Genomic DNA, 19,835 nt, shown 5'->3' with positions numbered 1-19,835 from the left:
GCACTCAGTGCCATTCGGGAGGGGATGGAACAAGAGGGCCCGGACGCGAAGATCGCGTCCGGGCCGCACTCGTTCCGGCTCAGCCGGATTCACCGCTGCTCAGCGGCGCACCGCGTCCAGCGCGTCCGCCATGCCGGCCCCGTAGAAGCCGTTCTTGCTCTTGCCGCCCTCGCACACCGCGTCGACGGTCCCGTCGCCGTTGATGTCGTACGGGCCACCGCACGCCTTGTCGTCGGCCTGCGCGTACAGCAGCGCCTTCACCTCGGCGGCCGAGGCGCGCGGGTGGGTGGACTTGATGAGCGCGGCGACGCCGGCGACATGCGGAGACGCCATCGACGTACCGGCCTTGTAGCCGTAGCCGCCGTTCATCACGGTGGACAGGATCAGCCCGCTGGTCGCCGGGGCGTCCGGCGTCTGGTAGGCCGTCGAGTCGCCGCCAGGGGCAGCGATGTCCACGACGCCCTTTCCGTAGTTCGAGTACGAGGACTTGAGGCCCTTCGCGCCCGTCGCGGAGACCGTCACGACACCCGGCAGCATGGCGGGGTAGTCGAGGCAGTCGCGCGGGTTGATGGCACGGGTCACCGGCGTGGTGTCATTGGGGCTGGTGGTGTCCGTGAGCTCGTCCGCCGCCAGGTCCATCCGGGAGTTGCCCGCCGCGGCCACGTTCACCGCGCCCTTGCGCTCCGCGTAGCGGGTGGCCCGGGTGACCGATTCCAGCAGGGCCTTCTGGTCCTCGTCGGTCTTGCAGGCGAAAAGCCACGGGTCGGTGTAGTAGCTGTTGTTGGTGACATCGACACCGTGTTCGGCGGCCCAGACGAATCCGCAGACGACCGACTCGGTGTAGAAGAAGCCGTCCGGGTTGGAGACCTTGATGCCGGACACCTTCACGCCCGGGGCCACACCGGTCACACCGATGCCGTTCTTGGCCGCGGCTATCGTGCCCGCCACATGGGTGCCGTGGTCGCTCTCACCGGCGGCCGGACGCCAGGCGCCGGGGGTGGTGTCCGGCTTTCCGGTCACGCAGTTCGCGGAGGCCCCGGTATCGAAGTTGGGTGCGAGATCGGGGTGGGTGTCATCGACACCGGTGTCGATCACGGCCACCGTGACCTTCTTGCTGCCCAGCGTCTTCTGGTGGGCCTTGTCCGCCTTGATGGCGGGCAGGTCCCACTGGAGCGGCTCGAACGGGTCCTGCTCGTCCGTGGCCTTCGCGCTCGCCTTGGCCGCCTCGGCTGCGCCGAGGGGCTGCTCCACACCGGTGGCGGTGTCGGCCTGCGGGGTGATCGGCGCGGTGCGGGTGGCGCCCGCCGAAGCGACGCCCCTGACCGTGCGGATCTGCCTGGCGAAGTCCGGATTCTGCGAGTGGACGACGATGACGCCGATCTGGTCGTACGCGATCACGATCGTGCCGCCGGCCTTCTCGATCGCCCGCTTCACCGACTTCGCGTTGCCGCGGCCACCGTGGGTGTTCACGACGTAGGACAGCAGCGGTCCGTCGGTCGACACGGCGGCCGGGGCCTCGTCGAGAGGGGCGGCCGTAGCGGCGCCCGTGGGCAGGAAACCGAGTGAGGCCGTGAGCGCCAGGCCGACGGGCAGCGCTATCGCGCGCGTGCGCCTGGAACGCAGATGAGCCATGGGTTCTCCACATCATCCGTGGTCCGCCCAGACACCCCTGTTGCGAATGGGCGGGTACATGACGAGTGAAGTTATCCCGATCATCGGAGCACATCAATGACTTCAGTGTGAAAACCCGGAGTGAACCCATGAATTGCGGACTGTGAGTGAACCCCAGGCCCCAGCGCGCCGTGTGTTGTCAGGGGAGCCGCACGAGCAGCACCCGCGCTCCCACCGCGAGACCCCCTCGCTCACAAGCCCACGACCCCCGAGTCACGAGGAGATTCCGTGGCCACCGACGCACCACCGCCACCGTCCGGCGGCACGGACACCGCCCCCGCCCCCGTCCCCGCGCAGCCAACGACCGAGGAGTTCACCGAGGTACAGGACAGCGCGGAGTTCGGCGAACTGCGCCGCACCTACCGCTCCTTCGCCTTTCCCCTGACCGTCGCCTTCATCGCCTGGTACCTGCTGTTCGTCCTGCTCTCCAACTACGCGGGCGGCTTCATGGGCACCAAGCTGCTCGGCAACGTCAACGTCGCGCTGGTCTTCGGTGTCGCCCAGTTCGCCAGCACCTTCCTGATCGCCTGGTTCTACGCGCGATACGCGGCCGGGAAGCTCGATCCCAAGGCGGAAGCCATCAAGTCCCGTATGGAGAGGGAGGCGGGCGCATGAGCGCCACCAGCACTGTGCTCGGGGCCGGGAGCCACCTCGCGGCGTCCAGTGCCACCGGCGAGCACCGGCCATTGATCATCTCGCTGTTCGCGGCCTTCGTCATCGCGACGCTCGCCATCACCGTCTGGGCCGGCCGCCAGACGAAGAGCGCCGCCGACTTCTACGCGGGCGGACGCCAGTTCACCGGCTTCCAGAACGGTCTGGCCATCTCCGGCGACTACATGTCAGCCGCCTCCTTCCTGGGTATCGCCGGAGCCATCGCCCTCTTCGGATACGACGGCTTCCTGTACTCCATCGGCTTCCTGGTCGCCTGGCTGGTCGCCCTGCTGCTGGTCGCCGAACCACTCCGCAACTCGGGCCGGTTCACGATGGGCGACGTCCTCGCCTACCGTATGCGCCAGCGCCCCGTGCGTACCGCGGCCGGCACCTCCACCATCGTCGTCTCGATCTTCTATCTGCTCGCCCAGATGGCCGGCGCCGGCGTGCTCGTCTCGCTGCTGCTGGGCATCACCAGCGATGCCGGCAAGATCGGGATCGTCGCCATGGTGGGCGTACTGATGATCCTCTACGTCACCGTCGGCGGGATGAAAGGCACCACCTGGGTGCAGATGGTCAAGGCCGTCCTGCTGATCGCAGGCACCCTGCTCATCACCTTCCTCGTCCTGCTGAAGTTCGGCTTCAACATCTCCGAACTGCTCGGCAAGGCGGCCGAGGAGAGCGGCAAGGGCGCGGCGTTCCTGGAACCGGGTCTCAAGTACGGAGCCACCGGCACCTCCAAGCTGGACTTCCTCTCGCTCGGTATCGCACTGGTCCTCGGCACCGCGGGTCTGCCCCACATCCTGATCCGCTTCTACACCGTGCCCACCGCGAAGGCGGCGCGGAAGTCCGTCATCTGGGCCATCGGCATCATCGGCGCCTTCTACCTGATGACGATCGCCCTCGGCTTCGGTGCGGCGGCCCTCGTCGGTCCCGACGAGATCAAGGCGTCCAACAAGGCGGGAAACACGGCGGCACCCCTGCTCGCCCTCCACCTCGGCGGCACGGACTCCGCGGGCGGGCCGATCCTGCTCGCAGTGATCTCCGCGGTCGCCTTCGCCACCATCCTCGCGGTCGTCGCCGGCCTCACCCTCGCCTCGTCGTCCTCCTTCGCCCATGACATCTACGCCAATGTCATCCGCAAGGGGAGGGCGACCGAGCAGGAGGAGGTACGGGCGGCTCGCTGGGCGACGGTCTTCATCGGCGTCGTCTCCATCGCCCTCGGCGCGATGGCCCGCGATCTGAACGTCGCCGGTCTGGTGGCCCTCGCCTTCGCGGTCGCCGCGTCCGCGAACCTGCCGACCCTCCTCTACAGCCTCTTCTGGAAGCGGTTCACCACCAGGGGCGCCCTCTGGTCCATCTACGGAGGGCTGGTCTCGTCCGTGCTGCTGGTGCTCTTCTCGCCGGTCGTCTCGGGCAAGGAGACCTCGATGTTCCCCTCGGCGGACTTCGCCTGGTTCCCGCTGGAGAACCCCGGTCTGGTCTCGATCCCACTCGGCTTCCTGCTCGGCTGGATCGGATCGCTGCTGTCCAAGGAAGAGCCGGACAAGGGCAAGTACGCGGAGCTGGAGGTCAAGTCCCTCACAGGCGTCGCCGCCCACTGAGGAGCGGACCGACACACGCCTGACCACGGCCGCGTCGTAGAGTCCTACGAAGACCTACGGCGTGCCCGTGCCGTTCCTCGTGGCAATCGGCACCTGTCACCGTCGGAGCTCTCACGTAGGCTCGGCGTTGTAAAGGATTCCTGTACACGCTTTCCGGACACAGGGAGGGAGCCGCAGTGCTGATCGACACCTATGGCCGAGTGGCCACCGACCTGAGGGTCTCGCTGACCGACCGGTGCAACCTGCGTTGCTCCTACTGCATGCCCGAAGAGGGCCTGCAGTGGCTCACCAAGCCCGAGCTGCTCAGCGACGACGAGATCGTGCGGCTGATCCGTGTCGCCGTGACCGACCTCGGTATCACCGAAGTCCGCTTCACGGGCGGGGAGCCGCTGCTCAGGCCGGGTCTCGTCGGAATCGTCCAGAGGTGCGCCGAGCTGGAGCCCCGGCCGAAGATGTCCCTGACCACCAACGGCATAGGCCTTCGGCGCACCGCGAGCGCGCTCAAGGCCGCCGGGCTCGACCGGGTCAACGTCTCCCTGGACACCTTGCGGCCCGAGGTCTTCAAGACCCTCACCCGCCGTGACCGCCACCACGATGTGCTGGACGGACTGCTCGCCGCCCAGGAGGCCGGGCTCACTCCCGTCAAGGTCAACACCGTCCTGATGCCCGGACTCAACGCCGACGAGGCCCCGGAACTGCTCGCCTGGGCCATCGACCACGGCTACGAGCTCCGCTTCATCGAACAGATGCCGCTTGACGCCCAGCACGGCTGGAAGCGCGACGGAATGATCACCGCGGGTGACATCCTCACCTCGCTGCGCACGCGCTTCGGTCTCATGCCCGAGGACGAGGGCGCCCGCGGCTCCGCTCCCGCCGAGCGCTGGATCGTCGACGGCGGACCGCACCGGGTCGGTGTCATCGGCTCAGTGACCCGCCCCTTCTGCGCGGCCTGCGACCGGACCCGGCTCACCGCGGACGGCCAGGTCCGTACGTGTCTGTTCGCCCAGGAGGAGACCGATCTGCGCGGGGCACTGCGCTCGGGTGCTCTCGACGAGGAGATCGCCCGTATATGGAAGGCCGCGATGTGGGGCAAGAAGGCCGGGTCGGGTCTGGACGACCCGTCCTTCCTCCAGCCTGCTCGTCCCATGTCGGCCATCGGCGGCTGAGCGCGACCATCCGGCGAATGCGAGGTCAGCCCTCGGAGGCTGACCGGGAGTTCCATTCGCCGAGTGTCACGACGTCTTTCAGGAAGCCCCGCACACCGAGGAACCGGGAGAGGTGCTCGCGGTGCTCCTCGCAGGCGAGCCAGGTCTTGCGGCGCTCCGGTGTATGCAGCTTCGGGTTGTTCCAGGCCAGCACCCAGACAGCGGGCGCACGGCAGCCCTTGGCGGAGCAGATCGGCGTGTCATCACTCACCCGGTCATTCTCCATGATCACCCATCACGGCGATCCGGCGCCGGCAGGCGGAGGGGCGGATGGTGGGCGGTGCGCCGAGCGCAATCCACCGTGGACAAAGCGACGCCGAGCAGCCACGGGGGGAGCTGCCCGGCGTCGGTCTGTCGCTCCGACGGGGGATGCGGAGCGCACACGAAGTATGTCACGGGGAACCCCCTGCAGTGCACTGGAACCGCATGATTTGATTTGAGCTTTTCTTGAGGTTGCCGTTCCGTATCCGGTCGCCGTCCGTGAGCGTCCCGCGCGACCCTCGTCAGTCCTGGTGGGCGTGCCGTTCCGCTTGCTCTTCCGGCTTGTGCGCGCCTGGCTCGATGGCCGGCTGCGCCGGCATGTGAACGAAGGCGGACGGCAGCGACGAAGGACGTTCCCGTCCGGCGTTGGCGATCACCACGGCGATGTAGGGCAGCAATGCGCCCAGTACCAGCGCCACGATCGCCACGTGCCGCTCGATGTTCCAGAGCACCGCGGCCAGGACCACGGACACGGTCCGGACCGCCATGGAGATCACATAGCGGCGCTGCCGCCCGCGCACATCGTCCGTCAGCCCCTGCCGAGCCCCGGTGATCCGGAAGACCTCGGTCGTAGCGTGCTTCCGCATGGCATTCCACCGTCCGACCACGTGCCGGACTCTCCCCGGCCCGATCCTGCTCCCACCGTACGCCGCGGCCGACACCGCCATGAGAGAGGGTCGCCGCTACCCGGCATAACAGCACCGTCACACCATGCGGGAAGCAGTCCGACATGCGGCGTATGGCGGATGGGATGAGACTGGCGGATATCCGCCGGATATCCGCGTATCCGCGTCACTGCTCACGTCAAGCCGAATCGGGAGGCAGCCATGGGCTGGTTGTGGGCGATCATCGTCGGGTTCGTGCTGGGACTCATTGCCAAATTGATCCTGCCAGGCAAGCAGCACAGCCCCCTCTGGCTGATCACGATCTTCGGCATCATCGGCGGGATCGTGGGCAACGCCCTCGCGAACGCCTTCGGGGTCGGGGAGACCGCGGGCATCGACTGGACCCGGCACATCCTCCAGATCGTCGCCGCCGTGGTCATCGTCGGCCTCGGCGACATGGCCTATATGAACGTACGCGCCAGAAGGCAGAAGGCCTGAAACAGCAGCGGCCGGGTGGAGGTCTCCCCACCCGGCCGCTGGACATGCCTCAGGGTCCGCTCCGCCCAGAGTTCGGTTTTCGCCTCAGAGCCCGACTCGCCCCGGGGCGGCCGTGGGTGTGCGCCGGCCCCTCTCCCTGCCGAAGCGGGGGAGAGAGCGATCGTGCCCGACCTCTCGCCCCCGGCGGGCGGCTCAGCCCGCCGCACCCACCTCGACCGCCGCCAGGTTCTTCTTGCCGCGGCGCAGCACCAGCCAGCGGCCGTGCAGCAGATCGCCGTCCGCCGCCATGGCGTCCTCGGCGGTCACCTTCACGTTGTTCACGTAGGCGCCGCCCTCCTTGATGGTGCGGCGGGCGGCCGACTTGCTCGCCACCAGGCCGACCTCCGCGAACAGGTCCGCCACCAGGCCCGGCTCGGACACCCGCGCGTGCGGCAGCTCGGAGAGCGCCGCGGCCAGTGTCGCCTCGTCCAGGTCCGCGAGCTCGCCCTGGCCGAACAGCGCCTTCGACGCCGCGATGACTGCCGCGCACTGGTCGGCGCCGTGCACCAGCGTCGTCAGCTCCTCGGCCAGGGCACGCTGTGCCGCCCGGGCCTGCGGGCGCTCCTCGGTCTGCTGCTCCAGCTCTTCGAGCTCCGCACGGCTTCGGAAGCTGAGGATGCGCATGTAGGTGGAGACGTCGCGGTCGTCCACGTTCAGCCAGAACTGGTAGAACGCGTACGGCGTGGTCATCTCCGGGTCCAGCCAGATGGCCCCGCCTTCGGTCTTGCCGAACTTGGTGCCGTCCGCCTTGGTCATCAGCGGGGTGGCCAGCGCGTGCGCGGTGGCGTGCGGCTCCAGCCGGTGGATCAGGTCCAGGCCCGCGGTGAGATTGCCCCACTGGTCGCTGCCGCCCTGCTGCAGGGTGCAGCCGTGGCGGCGGTACAGCTCGAGGAAGTCCATGCCCTGGAGCAGCTGGTAGCTGAACTCGGTGTAGCTGATGCCCTGGTCGGACTCCAGTCGGCGGGCGACCGAGTCCTTGGTGAGCATCTTGTTGACCCGGAAGTGCTTGCCGATGTCCCGCAGGAACTCGATGGCGGACATACCCGCCGTCCAGTCCAGGTTGTTGACCATGACCGCGGCGTTCTCGCCCTCGAAGGACAGGAACGGCTCGATCTGGGCGCGCACCCGCTGCACCCAGGCCCCGACGGTCTCGGGGTCGTTCAGCGTGCGCTCCGCGGTCGGCTTGGGGTCACCGATCTGACCCGTCGCGCCGCCCACCAGCGCCAGCGGGCGGTGACCCGCCTTCTGGAGCCGGCGCATGGTGAGCGCCTGCACCAGATGGCCCACGTGCAGGCTGGGCGCGGTCGGGTCGAAACCGCAATAGAACGTGACGGGACCGTCCGCGAACGCCTTGCGCAGTGCGTCCTCGTCAGTGGACAGGGCGAACAGCCCGCGCCACTTCAGTTCGTCGACGATGTCCGTCACGTCTCTCGCTTCTCCTCAGCTGGTTTCGACTGGTTCCCACCGGGTCCGATGAACAGCTACGAGGTTATACGCCCTGGCTGACCGAACTCATATTGAAGTCCGGCACCCGCAGCGGTGGCATCGCGGCCCGGGTGAACCAGTCGCTCCACTCGCGGGGCAGCGTCTTCTCCGTCCGCCCCGCCTCGGTCGCCCGCCGCAGCACGTCCACCGGCGACTCGTTGAACCGGAAGTTGTTCACCGCACCGGTCACCTCGCCGTTCTCGACGAGGTAGACACCGTCCCGGGTCAGCCCGGTCAGCAGCAGGGTCGCCGGATCGACCTCGCGGATGTACCAGAGGCAGGTCAGCAGCAGTCCGCGTTCGGTGGCCGCGACCATCTCCTCCAGAGAGCGCTCCCCGCCGCCGTCCAGGACCAGGTTGTCGATTTCGGGAGCCACCGGAAGCCCGGTCAGGTCCGCGCTGTGCCGGGTGGTGACCAGACGGTCCAGCGCACCGTCCCGCACCCACCGGGTCGGCTCCAGCGGAAGGCCGTTGTCGAAGACCGACGCGGTGTCGCCCGAGGCGTGCGCGATCACGAAGGGCGCGGACTCCAGACCCGGCTCGTTCGGATCGCTGCGCAGGGTGAGCGGCAGCTCGGTCAGGGACTCGCCGATCCGGGTGCCGCCGCCGGGCTTGGAGAAGACGGTCCGGCCCTCCGCGGCGTCCCGCCCCGCCGACGACCACAGCTGGTAGATGAGCAGATCCGCGACGGCGGTCGGCGGGAGCAGCGCCTCGTAACGTCCGGCGGGCAGGTCGATCCGCCGCTCCGCCCAACCGAGCCGGGTGGCGAGCTCCGCGTCGAGCGCGGTCGGGTCGATGTCCTTGAGGTCCCGGAAGTCCCGGGTGGAGCGGCCGACCCAGGCGGACCGCGTCCGGTCGGGGGACTTGGCGTTGAGCTCAAGGGTGCCGGTGGGCTGGTCATGGCGGAGTCGTAGGCCCGTGGAGGTGCCCAGGTACGTCGAGGTCAGCTCGTGGTTGGCGAAACCGTACAGCTCGCGGCCGGCCGCACGGGCCCTGGCGAACGCCTCCCCGAGCGCGGGTGCGAAATCGGCGAACACCGCCGACGAGGTCTCGGACGGGGCCTGGGTGAAGTCCGCGGCCGCCGGGATCCCGGTGACCAGCGGCTGGGCGTCCTCCGCGGGCCCGGCGGCCCGCGCGGCTGTCTCGGCGGCCCGCACCAGGGGCTCCAGATCACCGGCGGTCACCGCGGAACGCGACACCACTCCCGACGCGGTGCCCTGCGCCCCGTCGACCGTGGCGATCACGGTGAGCGTGCGCCCACGGGTCACACCATTCGTCGTCAGGGCGTTTCCGGCCCAGCGCAGATTGGCGGACGACTGCTCGTCGGCGATCACCACGCATCCGTCGGCGGTGGACAGTTCGAGGGCCCGCTCGACGATCTCGTGCGGCTTGCTGACGGGGCTCATCGACCGGCCTCCTGAGTGGTGTTCAAGATGTTGACGCCGCGGAACAGGGCGGACGGGCAGCCGTGCGACACCGCCGCCACCTGTCCGGGCTGGGCCTTCCCGCAGTTGAAGGCACCGCCGAGCACATACGTCCCCGGGCCGCCGACCTTCTCCATCGAGCCCCAGAAGTCCGTGGTCGTGGCCTGGTAGGCGACGTCGCGCAGCTGTCCGGCCAGTCGGCCGTTCTCGATCCGGTAGAAGCGCTGCGCGGTGAACTGGAAGTTGTAGCGCTGCATGTCGATCGACCAGGAGCGGTCACCGACCACGTAGATCCCGCGCTCCACCCCGCCGATCAGGTCCTCCGTCGACAGACCGCCAGGTTCCGGCAGCAGCGACACGTTCGCCATCCGCTGCACCGGGACATGTCCGGGGGAGTCAGCGAAGGCGCAGCCGTTGGAGCGTCCGAGTCCGGTGAGCCGGGCGATACGCCGGTCCAGCTGGTAGCCGACGAGCGTGCCGTCCTTGACCAGGTCCCAGCTCTGCGCCTCGACGCCCTCGTCGTCGTAGCCGATGGTGGCGAGACCGTGCTCGGCCGTCCTGTCCCCGGTCACGTTCATCACCGGGGAGCCGTAGGCCAGCTTGCCCAGCTGGTCGAAGGTCGCGAACGACGTGCCGGCGTACGCTGCCTCGTAGCCCAGCGCCCGGTCCAGTTCGGTGGCGTGGCCGATCGACTCATGGATGGTCAGCCACAGGTTGGACGGGTCCACGACCAGGTCGTACCGTCCTGCCTCGACACTCGGGGCGCGCATCTTCTCGGCGAGCTGGTCGGGGATCTCCTCCAACTCGGAGTCCCAGTCCCAGCCCGTGCCGGTCAGATACTCCCAGCCGCGGCCGACCGGTGGCGCGATCGTCCGCATCGAGTCGAACTCACCGGTCGACTCGTCCACCGCAACCGCGGTGAACTGGGGGTGGATCCGCACCCGCTGCTGGGTGGTGACCGTGCCCGCGGTGTCCGCGTAGAACTTGTTCTCGTGCACCGTGAGCAGGGATGTGTCCACATGCGCCACGCCCCGTGCCCTCAGCAGCCGCGCGCTCCAGTCGCTCAGCAACGCGGACTTGGCCTCGTCGGCCACGGTGAACGGATCGATCTCGTACGAGGAGACCCAAGTCCGGTCCGCGTGCACCGGCTCTTCGGCGAGCTCGACCCGTTCGTCGGACCCGGCCGCCGCGGTGACCTGCGCGGACAGCTTCGCCATCGCCACCGCCTGGCCGGCGACCCGGGCCGCGGCGTCCATGGTCAGATCCACCCCGGACGCGAACCCCCACGCACCGCCGTGCACCACCCGCACCGCGAAGCCGAGATCGGTCGTGTCGGAAGACCCTGCGGGCTTGGCGTCCTTCAGCCGCCAGGCCGCGCTGCGCACCCGCTCCATCCGGAAGTCGGCGTGCTCGGCGCCGAGTGCCCGCGCACGCGCGAGCGCGGCGTCTGCCAGCGCCCGCAGCGGGAGCGCCAGAAACGTCGGATCGATGTCATGGGGCACAGGCGGCCTCTCCTTCTCGTCTTCCTCGCGGATGCGTGCTCGATCACCGCTCGATCACCGAAAGAAGTCAAGCACGCGACGGCGGCGGTTCCGACGGGGATTCCGCCCTTGTGGCGGCCATACGCCAAGATCGATCGCCGAGGCGCCGGATCCCGGTCGTCCGACCGCTCCGACTGTAGGGTCCCCACAGCGTACGGGGGACGCCACTGTCGCAGGACGATTCCCTACCGCGGCTGCGGGAGGGATAGGTTTTCGCAGGACAGTACGTACACAGATCCGCAATCAGGCCGCTAACGAAAGGGTGATCCGTTGAGCCGCTCGGTTCTCGTCACCGGAGGAAACCGGGGCATCGGCCTCGCCATCGCCCGCGCTTTCGCCGAGGCGGGCGACAAGGTCGCGATCACCTACCGCTCGGGTGAGCCGCCGGAGGAGCTGACCGAACTGGGCTGCCTCGCCGTGCGCTGCGACATCACCGACGCGGACCAGGTGGAGCAGGCCTACAAGGAGATCGAGGGCAAGCACGGGAATGTGGAGGTGCTGGTGGCCAACGCCGGCGTCACCAAGGACCAGTTGCTGATGCGGATGTCCGAGGACGACTTCGTCTCCGTGCTCGACACCAACCTCACCGGCACCTTCCGGGTCGTCAAGCGAGCCAACCGCGGCATGCTGCGCGCCAAGAAGGGCCGCGTCGTGCTGATCTCGTCCGTCGTGGGTCTGCTCGGGTCGGCCGGACAGGCCAACTACGCCGCCTCCAAGGCCGGACTGGTCGGGTTCGCCCGGTCCCTCGCCCGCGAACTCGGGTCGCGGAACATCACCTTCAACGTCGTCACGCCCGGCTTCGTCGACACCGACATGACCAGGGCGCTCAACGACGAGCAGCGCGCGGGGATCGTCTCCCAGGTGCCGCTCGGCCGCTACGCGCAGCCCGAGGAGATCGCCGCCACGGTGAAGTTCCTCGCCTCCGACGACGCCTCGTACATCACTGGAGCCGTCATCCCCGTTGACGGCGGACTGGGAATGGGTCACTGATCACATGAGTGGAATCCTCGCCGGCAAGCGCATCCTCATCACGGGTGTGCTGATGGAGTCCTCCATCGCCTTCCACGCCGCGAAGCTGGCCCAGGAGCAGGGCGCCGAGGTCATCCTCACGGCCTTCCCCCGGCCTACCCTGACCGAGCGCATCGCCAAGAAGCTGCCCAAGCCCGTCAAGGTCATCGAGCTCGACGTCACCAACGACGAGCACCTGGCCCGGCTCGCCGACCTCGTCCGCGAGGAGCTCGGCAGCCTCGACGGCGTCGTGCACTCGATCGGCTTCGCACCGCAGGACGCGCTCGGCGGCAACTTCCTCAACACCCCCTTCGAGTCCGTCGCGACCGCGATGCACGTGTCCGCGTTCTCGCTGAAGTCGCTGACCATGGCCTGCCTGCCGCTGATGCAGAACGGCGGCTCGGTCGTCGGCCTCACCTTCGACGCGAAGTTCGCCTGGCCGCAGTACGACTGGATGGGACCCGCCAAGGCGGCGCTGGAGGCCACCTCCCGCTACCTCGCACGCGACCTGGGCAAGCAGAACATCCGCTGCAACCTGATCTCCGCCGGCCCGATCGGCTCCATGGCCGCCAAGTCCATCCCCGGCTTCGGCGAGCTGGCTTCCGTGTGGGACAACCGTTCCCCGCTGGAGTGGGACCTCAAGGACCCGGAGCCGACCGGCCGCGGCATCGTCGCCCTGCTGAGCGACTGGTTCCCGAAGACCACGGGCGAGATCATCCACGTGGACGGCGGCTTGCACGCCATCGGCGCCTGACCCCCGCGATGCCTGTTGCGCAGCGTAATGTAACGGTCGCGTAACGCCCGGTGTAACCCGTACGCCGTCGATGCCCCGGTCACCCGCCGTGCGCGGGTGACCGGGGCATCGCTCGTTCGGAGTAGCGGAACGGGCGGCAACCCCACTGGTGGGGGGAGGCTGGAGGAGCAATCCCTTCTTGTGGTGCAGCAGCGGCTTGTGCCGCCGTACGGCCGAGGAGGTCTGCTTATGCGTACGTCATGGTTTTCCGTGGCCGTGCTGGGGACGCTGACGAGTCTGCTCCTGCCGGCGTCGAGTGCGGCCTCCCTGCCGCGCGCCGAAGTGCCGCCGCGCCCCTTCGGAGCCGACTGCGACGTGGTGGTGCAGGGGTCGCGCGCCACCGCGTACTGCCGCAACTCCTATCTCGACACCGACCGGGTGCAACTGCACGTCGAGTGCGCGCGGTGGTGGGACATCGACGCGGACAGCGACCCCGTCGATGTGAACCCGACGGCCTACGCCACCCTCACCGAGCGCTGCTGGATGGAGATAGGCAACGCCTGGGTGACCCATGTGCGCGTGTCCTGACGGGTGTCCCGGGCGGCTCCGTCCCGAAGCGGTGGGCGCTGTGACGGGTGCCCCGTGCGCGGATGTCAGTCCCCGTCCCGAAGGCACATGACGGGATAGCTCGCGGCCTCGGACGCCGCGAGGTCCCCGTCGCGCGCCCGGATCGCCGCCACCAGCCGGGCGTGGTCCATGCGGTCCTCCGGGCGCATCTGGGAGCCCGGCCCCTCACGCAGCCAGTCGTGCAGCCATTCGCGCAGCAGGTCGCCGAGATCCGCGTAGAGCGCGGTCAGCACGTCGTTGTGGGATGCCGCGACCACGGCGAGGTGGAAGGTGGCGTCAGCGGCGGCGAACTGCTTCGGGTCGCCCGTGCGCCATGCCTCCTCACGGCGCGCCAGCAGCGCGTCCAGCTGCTTCAGATCCCGCTCGGTCCGGTTCCGTGCGGCCAACCGAGCCGCCGAGGACTCCAGGGTGCAGCGCACCTCGGCGACGTGGCGCGGGTCGGCGCCGGTGAACCTCCGGTGCATCACCCCGGCCAGCTCGCTGGTGGCGGTGACATAGGTGCCGGATCCCTGGCGGATGTCCAGCAGGCCGTTGTGCGCGAGCGCGCGGACGGCTTCGCGCACGGTGTTGCGGGCGACGCCGAGCTGCTCGACCAACTCGGGCTCGGTCGGGATGCGTGAGCCCACGGGCCATTCGCCCGAGGTGATCTGGTTCCTCAGCTCGGTGATCACCTGATCCGAGAGAGCGGAACGCCGGGGTGAGGTCAGCGCCATGGTGATCCCTGTGCTCCTTGTCGGCTCCGTGCCTCCGCCGTCGGGTTGCCGGCGGACACATGCTCCATCGTCATGTCGCATCCGTCATGTCACATCGTCCACTGTGACGACCGGCGCGGGGCACTTCGGACGTCCGACCGATGGAGAAATATTCATCCCATGATTCCATGATGGGCTCATGCCTGGAGAATGTGGAACCCCCGACCCGGCAGCCGCACGGACAAGCGAGCCCGCCCGGCCACGCGGCGGTCCGGCCCCCGGCGCGGCACTCCCATCGGAATCAGCGGCCTGGCTCCTGCGGCTCGTACTCGTAGGCCTCGTACTCGCCGCGCTGAATCTGCGCCCCGCGATCACCAGCCTCGGAGCGCTCCTCGACGAAGTGCGCGTCGGTCTGCACATGAGTGGTGCCGTGGCAGGCGTCCTCACCTCCGTTCCGGCGCTCTGCTTCGCCGTGTTCGGCCTCACCGCCCCCCGGTTGGCCCGGCGCTTCGGACCCGCCGCCGTCGTGGGCGCGGGGAAGGTGGCTGGATGCCGCTGATATTCCGCGACGCGGGCATCGCGGCGGGCGCGGCCGGTGTGCTGTCCGCCCTGGTCATGGTGATGGGCGTACCGCTGGCCTTCGCCATACCGCGGCTGGCCGCGCGGTTGCGGAACCAGGGCCCGATCGTCGTCGCGCTCGGCCTGTGCGGAATAGCCGGCTACATGGGCCTGATCCTCGCCCCCGCCGGGGGGCGTGGGGATGGGCGGTGCTGCTGGGCATCGCCAACTGCGCGTTCCCGCTCTCCCTGACGATGATCGGTATGCGCGCCCGCACCGGTGCGGGCGTCGTGCGGCTCTCCGCGTTCGCCCAGAGCATCGGATATCTGATCTCCATCCCCGGGCCGACCCTGGTCGGCGCGCTCTACGAACACAGCGGAGGATGGGCGCTGCCGCTGGCCCTGATGGCCGGGCTCATGGTGCCGCAGATGATCGCCGGCTGTCTGGCAGGCCGGGACCGGACCGTGGAGGACGAAACCGGGATGCGACACTGACGGCATGCCTGTGCTCGAACCGAACCCCCCGAACGGCCAGAAAAAGCTGCTGCTCGTCTTCGGCACGATGATCGCCATCACCGTGGTGATCGGGATCATCGCCTCGATCGCCTCGCCCTGAGACGGCGGCCGCCAGGGCTGTCCCCCCGTCCCTTAAGGGGCCGGGCTCAGGGTGAAGTGGGTGGATCACCGGATGGGATACCCGAGCCGCGATCCGTAGGTTGGAAGCAGCTCGGTGATTCGCCGGGCCACCCAGCCCCGTCCACCTGCTGCCCTCACGGAGGCGGTCATGTCGGCTCGTACGCGCACCCGGACGCCCGCCCCCGAACCGGGCGGTTCCGAGATACGGCTGCCCTGGTGGGCGCTTGTGCTGCCGGTGGTCGCCTTTGCCGCGCTGCTTGTGCTGATGACGGCCTCCGGCCAGGCGCATGCCGTCGGCGACCCGTCGTCCGACTTCCTGCTGGAGCGCATACAGTCGCTGACAGGCTGATGAGCGGCTCTTCGGTGGCCGCGCGGGCTTCCCGGCGGCAGTGGTCAACACCCTGCGCCCGATGGCCGAATTCATGCGAAGCTGGGGACCATGAGTGCCGCTGAGCTTTCCGGAGACACGCCCCCCGCAGAGCGAAGGATCGTCCTGCTCCGCCACGCCAAGGCCGACTGGCCCGAGGTCTCCGACCATGAGAGGCCACTCGCCGAACGGGGCCGCATGGACGCTCCCATCGCAGGACGCCGGCTCGCCGAGACCGGCATCTCCTTCGGCCTGGCCCTCTGCTCGACCGCGACGAGAACTCGCGAGACCTGGAAGCTGGCGGTCCACGAGCTGCCGCACCGGCCCCGCACCGTCTACGAGGAGCGGATGTACGAGGCGTCCCTCGGTGACCTCATCGCGCTGCTCAACGAGACCCCGGACGACATCGACGATCTGCTGCTGATCGGTCACAACCCGGGTATGCACGCACTCGCCGACGCCCTCGCCGGCACTGTCGAGGGCGACGCCCTGGCCAGGATGAGCCGGGGCGGCTTCCCCACCGCCGCGTTCGCCGTCATCGGCTTCTCCGGCTCCTGGAAGTCCGTCGAGCACGGTGTGGGAAGGCTCATCGATTTCTGGGCGCCGCACGCGTAGCGCGGAGTGCGTATCTGCCCCGCGCGCGACACGTACACGGGGCCGATACGCTGCGTCGCCGGTTCGTCGGCCGTGCGCTACTGCCTCTTCGGCATGGTGGGTGACCTTCGGGCGAGCCCTCGCAGAGCGCGGATCCGTCGGTGTTCGGCGCCGCGCGAGCCCCCGGCCGCTGCGGACGCCTCCCCGCCGTGGGGGGCCAGTGCACCCGATCTCCGGCGGCTGGTCAGTCCTCGTGCACGTCCGCGGCTTCGACCTCTTCACGCGTGATCCCGAGCAGATAGAGCACCGCGTCCAGGAACGGCACGTTCACCGCCGTGTCGGCCGCCTCGCGGACCACCGGCTTCGCGTTGAAGGCGACGCCGAGTCCCGCTGCATTGAGCATGTCGAGATCGTTCGCGCCGTCGCCGATCGCCACCGTCTGCGCCAGTGGTACACCCGCCTGCGAGGCGAACCGCCGCAGCAGCCGCGCCTTTCCGGCCCGGTCCACGATCTCCCCGGTGACCCGCCCGGTCAGCTTGCCGTCCACGATCTCCAGCGTGTTGGCAGAGGCGAAATCAAGGCCGAGTCGCTCCTTCAGGTCATCCGTGACCTGGGTGAACCCGCCAGACACCACACCGACTTGGTAGCCGAGGCGCTTCAGCGTACGGATGAGCGTGCGGGCGCCCGGGGTCAACCGCACCTCCGCCCGCACCTTGTCGACCACCGATGCGTCCAGCCCGGCCAGCAGCGCCACCCGCGCGTGCAGGGACTGCTCGAAGTCCAGCTCGCCGCGCATCGCCGCGGCGGTCACCTCCGCGACCCGGTCCTCGCACCCGGCGTGCGCCGCGAACAGCTCGATGACCTCGTCCTGGATCATGGTGGAGTCCACGTCCATCACCAGCAGACGCTGAGCCCTGCGGTGCAGTCCCGCGGAGACCACCGCCACATCCACACCGATCTCCGCCGCCTCCGTGGCCAGCGCGGTGCGCAGCGGCTCGGTCTCACAGCCGGACACCGCGAACTCGACCGCTGTGACGGGGTACTTCGCCAACCGGAAGATACGGTCGATGTTTCCCCCGCAGCCGGTGATCCTGGAGGCTATGGCCGCCGCCGACTCCGCCGTCAGAGGGTGTCCGAGCACGGTGACATGGGAGCGGCCACTGCCGCGCGGCCGGTTGTCACCGGTACCGGAGATGATCTCCGCCTGGAGCTTCAGCGACTCCGCCCAGCCGTGGACGGTGGATCGCAGCTCGCCCTCGACTCCCGAGGACGGAGCCGTGACGAGAACGCACAGCGTGATACGGCCACGCGTGACGATCTGCTCGATGTCGATCACATCGACCGCGTAGGCGGCCAGGGTGTCGAAAAGCCCGGCCGTGATCCCGGGACGGTCCTTCCCGAAGATCTTGACCAGAAGAGTAGGGACGGCGGACGTCTGAGGGGGCTGCGATGCGCTCATGGTACTTCCCACGTTATCGGGCACTCCGTGCCATGCGCCGCCCCGTCCCGCGGAGCGGACGGCCGCCGGTACAGCGGCAGGCGAAGGGCGGTGTCGGAAAGATGGCGTCCGGGTTTCGGCAGGTCGGCCCGGAGGTGAAGGGCAGGACGCCGGTCCCGCGTCGGGATCGGACGGGTGATCAGCGACGCGTTCGCGGCGCCCCGGGCGGCGGAGGCCCGTCGGGAGGCTCGTCCCGCGGACGGTCCCGTCGGCCGTCCGGGCGGGTCCCCCGGGGTCCGGGCGGTGCGGGAGGCCTCGGCGGCGGGGGCGGAGGCAGCGCAGGCCCGGCCACCGTCTCAGCCCCGTGCAGTCCCCGTCCCGGCGTCGCGCGCCGCCGCTGATCGGGTTGTTCCGGCCTCCGCTCGGGCGGCACCTGCCGCCGAGCGGACGGCTCCTGCCCGCCCGACAGCCTCAGATACGGGTTCGTATCCGCGTTCGGCGGGCGATACGGCGCAGACGGGTGATACGGGCCGGTGAGCGGTCCCAGGGGTGTGCCTCCCGCAACGGCGAGTGGTGCCGCGCGCGAACCGGCCACCCCCGACGCGCACGCCAGCAGCGCCCCCACACCGCCCGACACAGTGCCCCACACCGCACCCAGAACCACGGCCGCGCCCGGGTCCCCGCGCAGTTCGAGCCGTGCCCCGAACGCGTCGAACCCGAGCACCGACAGCGAGGCGTCCGCGGACACCCGGGTCAGCAGCACCACGGCCGCCAGCGCCACGGCCGACGCCGGCCCCAGTGCCGCCGCACACCGCCCCGTGAACCTCACCGCACCCATCCCCGGGGGCCTGGGCGTACGCACCGCGCTGAGCACCCCGGCGCACAGCATCAGCGCGGCACCGGCCACGGCGAGCAGCCACACCCGGCCGTCGTGTTCCGCGAGCCGCCCCACCGTGACCGGTTCGTCCGCCGCCACCCTCAGCAGTTCGCCCAGCGGATCCGGCAGCACCTTCGCCAGTTCGCCGCTCGCCCTGCCGCGCCAGGGCACCAACAAGCCGAGCGCGACACCCGTCCACGCACCGTTCGGTGTGCCGAGCAGCGCCGCGCCGACGACCGGTCCCGGCCGGTCGTCGGTGAACCCGGCGTACGCCGCCGCTGCCAGCCCCGCCGCCACCGCCGTCAGCAGCAGGGTCAGCACGGCGGACACGGCGGGCCGCACCAGCCGGTGCACCGCGTCCCAGCCCGCCGGCAGTGGCGTACGGCGTGAGGCGAGCAGAGCGATCAGCAGCACCCCGAGCACCCAGAACAACGCACCGGCCAAGGAGTCGGCGGTGTCCACGGTGAAGCCGACCGAGGCCTTCGCGTCCACCAGCTCACCGAGCCGGTCCGGCAGCAGCCCGCCGATCCCCCCGGTGCCGTCACCGAGGTCTCCGAGGTCCCCGAGGTCTCCCAGACCCGGCACATCCATCCGGGGACCGCCGCCCGCACCGGTGCCCGGCGCACCGTCGAGCCCCAGCGCCTCACCGTCGAAGGTGATCACGTCATGGCCCAGCCAGGCAAGCGCACCGACCGCCCCGAGGAACAGCCCCGCCGACATGCCTGCCCGAGCCGCCAGTTCCGCACCGGAGAACCCGCCGCCGGCCACGCGCAGCGGCCTCAGGAAGAAGTGACCCAGCAGCAGCGCACCGACCAGCGCCACCCCCAGCGGGACGACATGGACGGCGGTCGACGCCTGTGCACCCTCAAGTCCGAAGACCGACACATCGCCGTACGGTGTGACCGACCCACCGACCGCGAGCACCGTCACCGCCGCTGTCATGGGGCCCAGTGAGCCGCTCGCGTCGGCGTCCAGCAGATGCAGCCCCGCCGCCGCCGTGCCCGCCATCCCCGCCAGCGACCAGCTCACCGCCGCGATCGAGGCCAGCGCCACGTCACCCCAGGGCACGGGCCGTTCGCGGGCCCCGCCGTTCGACGCCATCAGGACCCCCCGATCCATGTGGACTTGCCCCATTCGTGCAGGATTCGTGTGCACTCATGGGCGCTTACCACTCTCCGGGCGCGTTTCGCTGCAGTCAACGGCGCGTTCGTGCACTCGGAAGCACACCGCCGGGAGGCCCGGCTTTTGGATACGGCAGCGGGCCTGAAATAGTTCCTCACGATGTTCGCCATCCCTAGACTCCCTGCGACGGGGGTAGCTCGG

Annotated in this window: 19 protein-coding genes and 1 pseudogene; 11 read left to right on the top strand and 9 right to left on the bottom strand. The window is 69.7% G+C overall.

Features of this window, described 5'->3' with window-relative positions:
- Nucleotides 1-99: 99 nt before the first annotated feature.
- Nucleotides 100-1,632 (bottom strand): S8 family serine peptidase, encoded by a 1,533-nt coding sequence (locus tag V1460_RS24360; protein ID WP_338675744.1) that lies wholly within the window; start codon nucleotides 1,630-1,632, stop codon nucleotides 100-102.
- A 267-nt stretch (nucleotides 1,633-1,899) separates the two neighbouring features.
- On the opposite strand from V1460_RS24360, the gene V1460_RS24355 reads away from it, so the two are divergent.
- The 3 genes from V1460_RS24355 (at nucleotide 1,900) to moaA (ending at nucleotide 5,092) form a co-directional block, all read left to right on the top strand.
- The gene (locus tag V1460_RS24355) at nucleotides 1,900-2,286 is read left to right on the top strand and encodes a DUF485 domain-containing protein (protein ID WP_338675743.1); all 387 of its coding nucleotides are present in this window, start codon (nucleotides 1,900-1,902) and stop codon (nucleotides 2,284-2,286) included.
- Nucleotides 2,283-3,926 (top strand): cation acetate symporter, encoded by a 1,644-nt coding sequence (locus V1460_RS24350; RefSeq protein WP_338675742.1) that lies wholly within the window; start codon nucleotides 2,283-2,285, stop codon nucleotides 3,924-3,926. Before V1460_RS24355 ends, V1460_RS24350 begins: the two co-directional genes overlap by 4 nt.
- 176 nt (nucleotides 3,927-4,102) lie before the next feature.
- Nucleotides 4,103-5,092: a GTP 3',8-cyclase MoaA gene (gene moaA, locus V1460_RS24345; protein ID WP_338675741.1), complete on the top strand. Its 990-nt coding sequence runs from the start codon at nucleotides 4,103-4,105 to the stop codon at nucleotides 5,090-5,092.
- Between the two features lie 25 nt (nucleotides 5,093-5,117).
- On the opposite strand, the gene V1460_RS24340 is transcribed toward moaA, so the two are convergent.
- Nucleotides 5,118-5,357 (bottom strand): hypothetical protein, encoded by a 240-nt coding sequence (locus tag V1460_RS24340; RefSeq protein ID WP_338675740.1) that lies wholly within the window; start codon nucleotides 5,355-5,357, stop codon nucleotides 5,118-5,120.
- Nucleotides 5,358-5,634: 277 nt separating this feature from the next.
- On the bottom strand, nucleotides 5,635-5,979 hold the full coding sequence (locus V1460_RS24335; protein WP_338675739.1) for a DUF3099 domain-containing protein: 345 nt from the start codon (nucleotides 5,977-5,979) through the stop codon (nucleotides 5,635-5,637).
- A gap of 240 nt (nucleotides 5,980-6,219) precedes the next feature.
- On the opposite strand from V1460_RS24335, the gene V1460_RS24330 reads away from it, so the two are divergent.
- Nucleotides 6,220-6,495 carry a GlsB/YeaQ/YmgE family stress response membrane protein gene (locus V1460_RS24330; protein WP_338675738.1) on the top strand — a complete coding sequence of 92 codons (276 nt, stop codon included), beginning with the start codon at nucleotides 6,220-6,222 and terminating at the stop codon, nucleotides 6,493-6,495.
- Nucleotides 6,496-6,687: 192 nt separating this feature from the next.
- Here V1460_RS24330 and tyrS read toward each other — a convergent pair whose 3' ends face one another.
- The 3 genes from tyrS to V1460_RS24315 form a co-directional block, all read right to left on the bottom strand.
- Entirely contained in the window at nucleotides 6,688-7,959 is a 1,272-nt protein-coding gene (gene tyrS, locus V1460_RS24325; RefSeq protein ID WP_338675737.1) for a tyrosine--tRNA ligase, read from the bottom strand.
- Nucleotides 7,960-8,023: 64 nt separating this feature from the next.
- Nucleotides 8,024-9,424, bottom strand: coding sequence for a metallopeptidase TldD-related protein (locus V1460_RS24320; RefSeq protein WP_338675736.1), 1,401 nt, complete (start codon nucleotides 9,422-9,424; stop codon nucleotides 8,024-8,026).
- A complete protein-coding gene (locus V1460_RS24315) occupies nucleotides 9,421-10,944 on the bottom strand; it encodes a TldD/PmbA family protein (RefSeq protein WP_338675735.1) in 1,524 nt (507 codons plus the stop codon). The genes V1460_RS24320 and V1460_RS24315 overlap by 4 nt, the downstream gene beginning before the upstream one ends.
- Before the next feature lie 309 nt (nucleotides 10,945-11,253).
- On the opposite strand from V1460_RS24315, the gene fabG reads away from it, so the two are divergent.
- The 3 genes from fabG to V1460_RS24300 all read left to right on the top strand — a co-directional run bounded on the left by fabG (nucleotide 11,254) and on the right by V1460_RS24300 (nucleotide 13,312).
- On the top strand, nucleotides 11,254-11,973 hold the full coding sequence (gene fabG / locus V1460_RS24310; RefSeq protein ID WP_338675734.1) for a 3-oxoacyl-[acyl-carrier-protein] reductase: 720 nt from the start codon (nucleotides 11,254-11,256) through the stop codon (nucleotides 11,971-11,973).
- A gap of 4 nt (nucleotides 11,974-11,977) precedes the next feature.
- A complete protein-coding gene (gene fabI, locus V1460_RS24305; protein ID WP_338675733.1) occupies nucleotides 11,978-12,745 on the top strand; it encodes an enoyl-ACP reductase FabI in 768 nt (255 codons plus the stop codon).
- 228 nt (nucleotides 12,746-12,973) lie between these two features.
- A complete protein-coding gene (locus tag V1460_RS24300) occupies nucleotides 12,974-13,312 on the top strand; it encodes a hypothetical protein (RefSeq protein WP_338675732.1) in 339 nt (112 codons plus the stop codon).
- A gap of 65 nt (nucleotides 13,313-13,377) precedes the next feature.
- On the opposite strand, the gene V1460_RS24295 is transcribed toward V1460_RS24300, so the two are convergent.
- Complete coding sequence (locus tag V1460_RS24295; protein WP_338675731.1) at nucleotides 13,378-14,064, bottom strand: FadR/GntR family transcriptional regulator; 687 nt, start codon at nucleotides 14,062-14,064, stop codon at nucleotides 13,378-13,380.
- A 178-nt stretch (nucleotides 14,065-14,242) separates the two neighbouring features.
- Here V1460_RS24295 and V1460_RS24290 point away from each other — a divergent pair.
- The 4 genes and pseudogenes from V1460_RS24290 (at nucleotide 14,243) to V1460_RS24275 (ending at nucleotide 16,218) form a co-directional block, all read left to right on the top strand.
- A pseudogene (locus tag V1460_RS24290) lies at nucleotides 14,243-15,095 on the top strand (hypothetical protein).
- Between the two features lie 4 nt (nucleotides 15,096-15,099).
- The gene (locus V1460_RS24285) at nucleotides 15,100-15,216 is read left to right on the top strand and encodes an SGM_5486 family transporter-associated protein (RefSeq protein WP_338675730.1); all 117 of its coding nucleotides are present in this window, start codon (nucleotides 15,100-15,102) and stop codon (nucleotides 15,214-15,216) included.
- Between the two features lie 168 nt (nucleotides 15,217-15,384).
- On the top strand, nucleotides 15,385-15,585 hold the full coding sequence (locus V1460_RS24280; RefSeq protein WP_338675729.1) for a hypothetical protein: 201 nt from the start codon (nucleotides 15,385-15,387) through the stop codon (nucleotides 15,583-15,585).
- A 90-nt stretch (nucleotides 15,586-15,675) separates the two neighbouring features.
- Nucleotides 15,676-16,218, top strand: a complete 543-nt coding sequence (locus V1460_RS24275; protein ID WP_338675728.1) for a histidine phosphatase family protein — start codon at nucleotides 15,676-15,678, stop codon at nucleotides 16,216-16,218.
- 223 nt (nucleotides 16,219-16,441) lie between these two features.
- On the opposite strand, the gene serB is transcribed toward V1460_RS24275, so the two are convergent.
- Together serB and V1460_RS24265 are read right to left on the bottom strand one after the other, a co-directional pair.
- The gene (serB, locus tag V1460_RS24270; RefSeq protein WP_338675727.1) at nucleotides 16,442-17,656 is read right to left on the bottom strand and encodes a phosphoserine phosphatase SerB; all 1,215 of its coding nucleotides are present in this window, start codon (nucleotides 17,654-17,656) and stop codon (nucleotides 16,442-16,444) included.
- A 178-nt stretch (nucleotides 17,657-17,834) separates the two neighbouring features.
- On the bottom strand, nucleotides 17,835-19,631 hold the full coding sequence (locus V1460_RS24265) for a streptophobe family protein (protein ID WP_338675726.1): 1,797 nt from the start codon (nucleotides 19,629-19,631) through the stop codon (nucleotides 17,835-17,837).
- Between the last annotated feature and the right edge of the window lie 204 nt (nucleotides 19,632-19,835).

Source organism: Streptomyces sp. SCSIO 30461 (assembly GCF_037023745.1).
Lineage (GTDB): Bacteria > Actinomycetota > Actinomycetes > Streptomycetales > Streptomycetaceae > Streptomyces.
The sequence above is the reverse complement of the archived record's forward strand: the minus strand, read 5'-3'. Positions and strand labels throughout refer to the sequence as shown.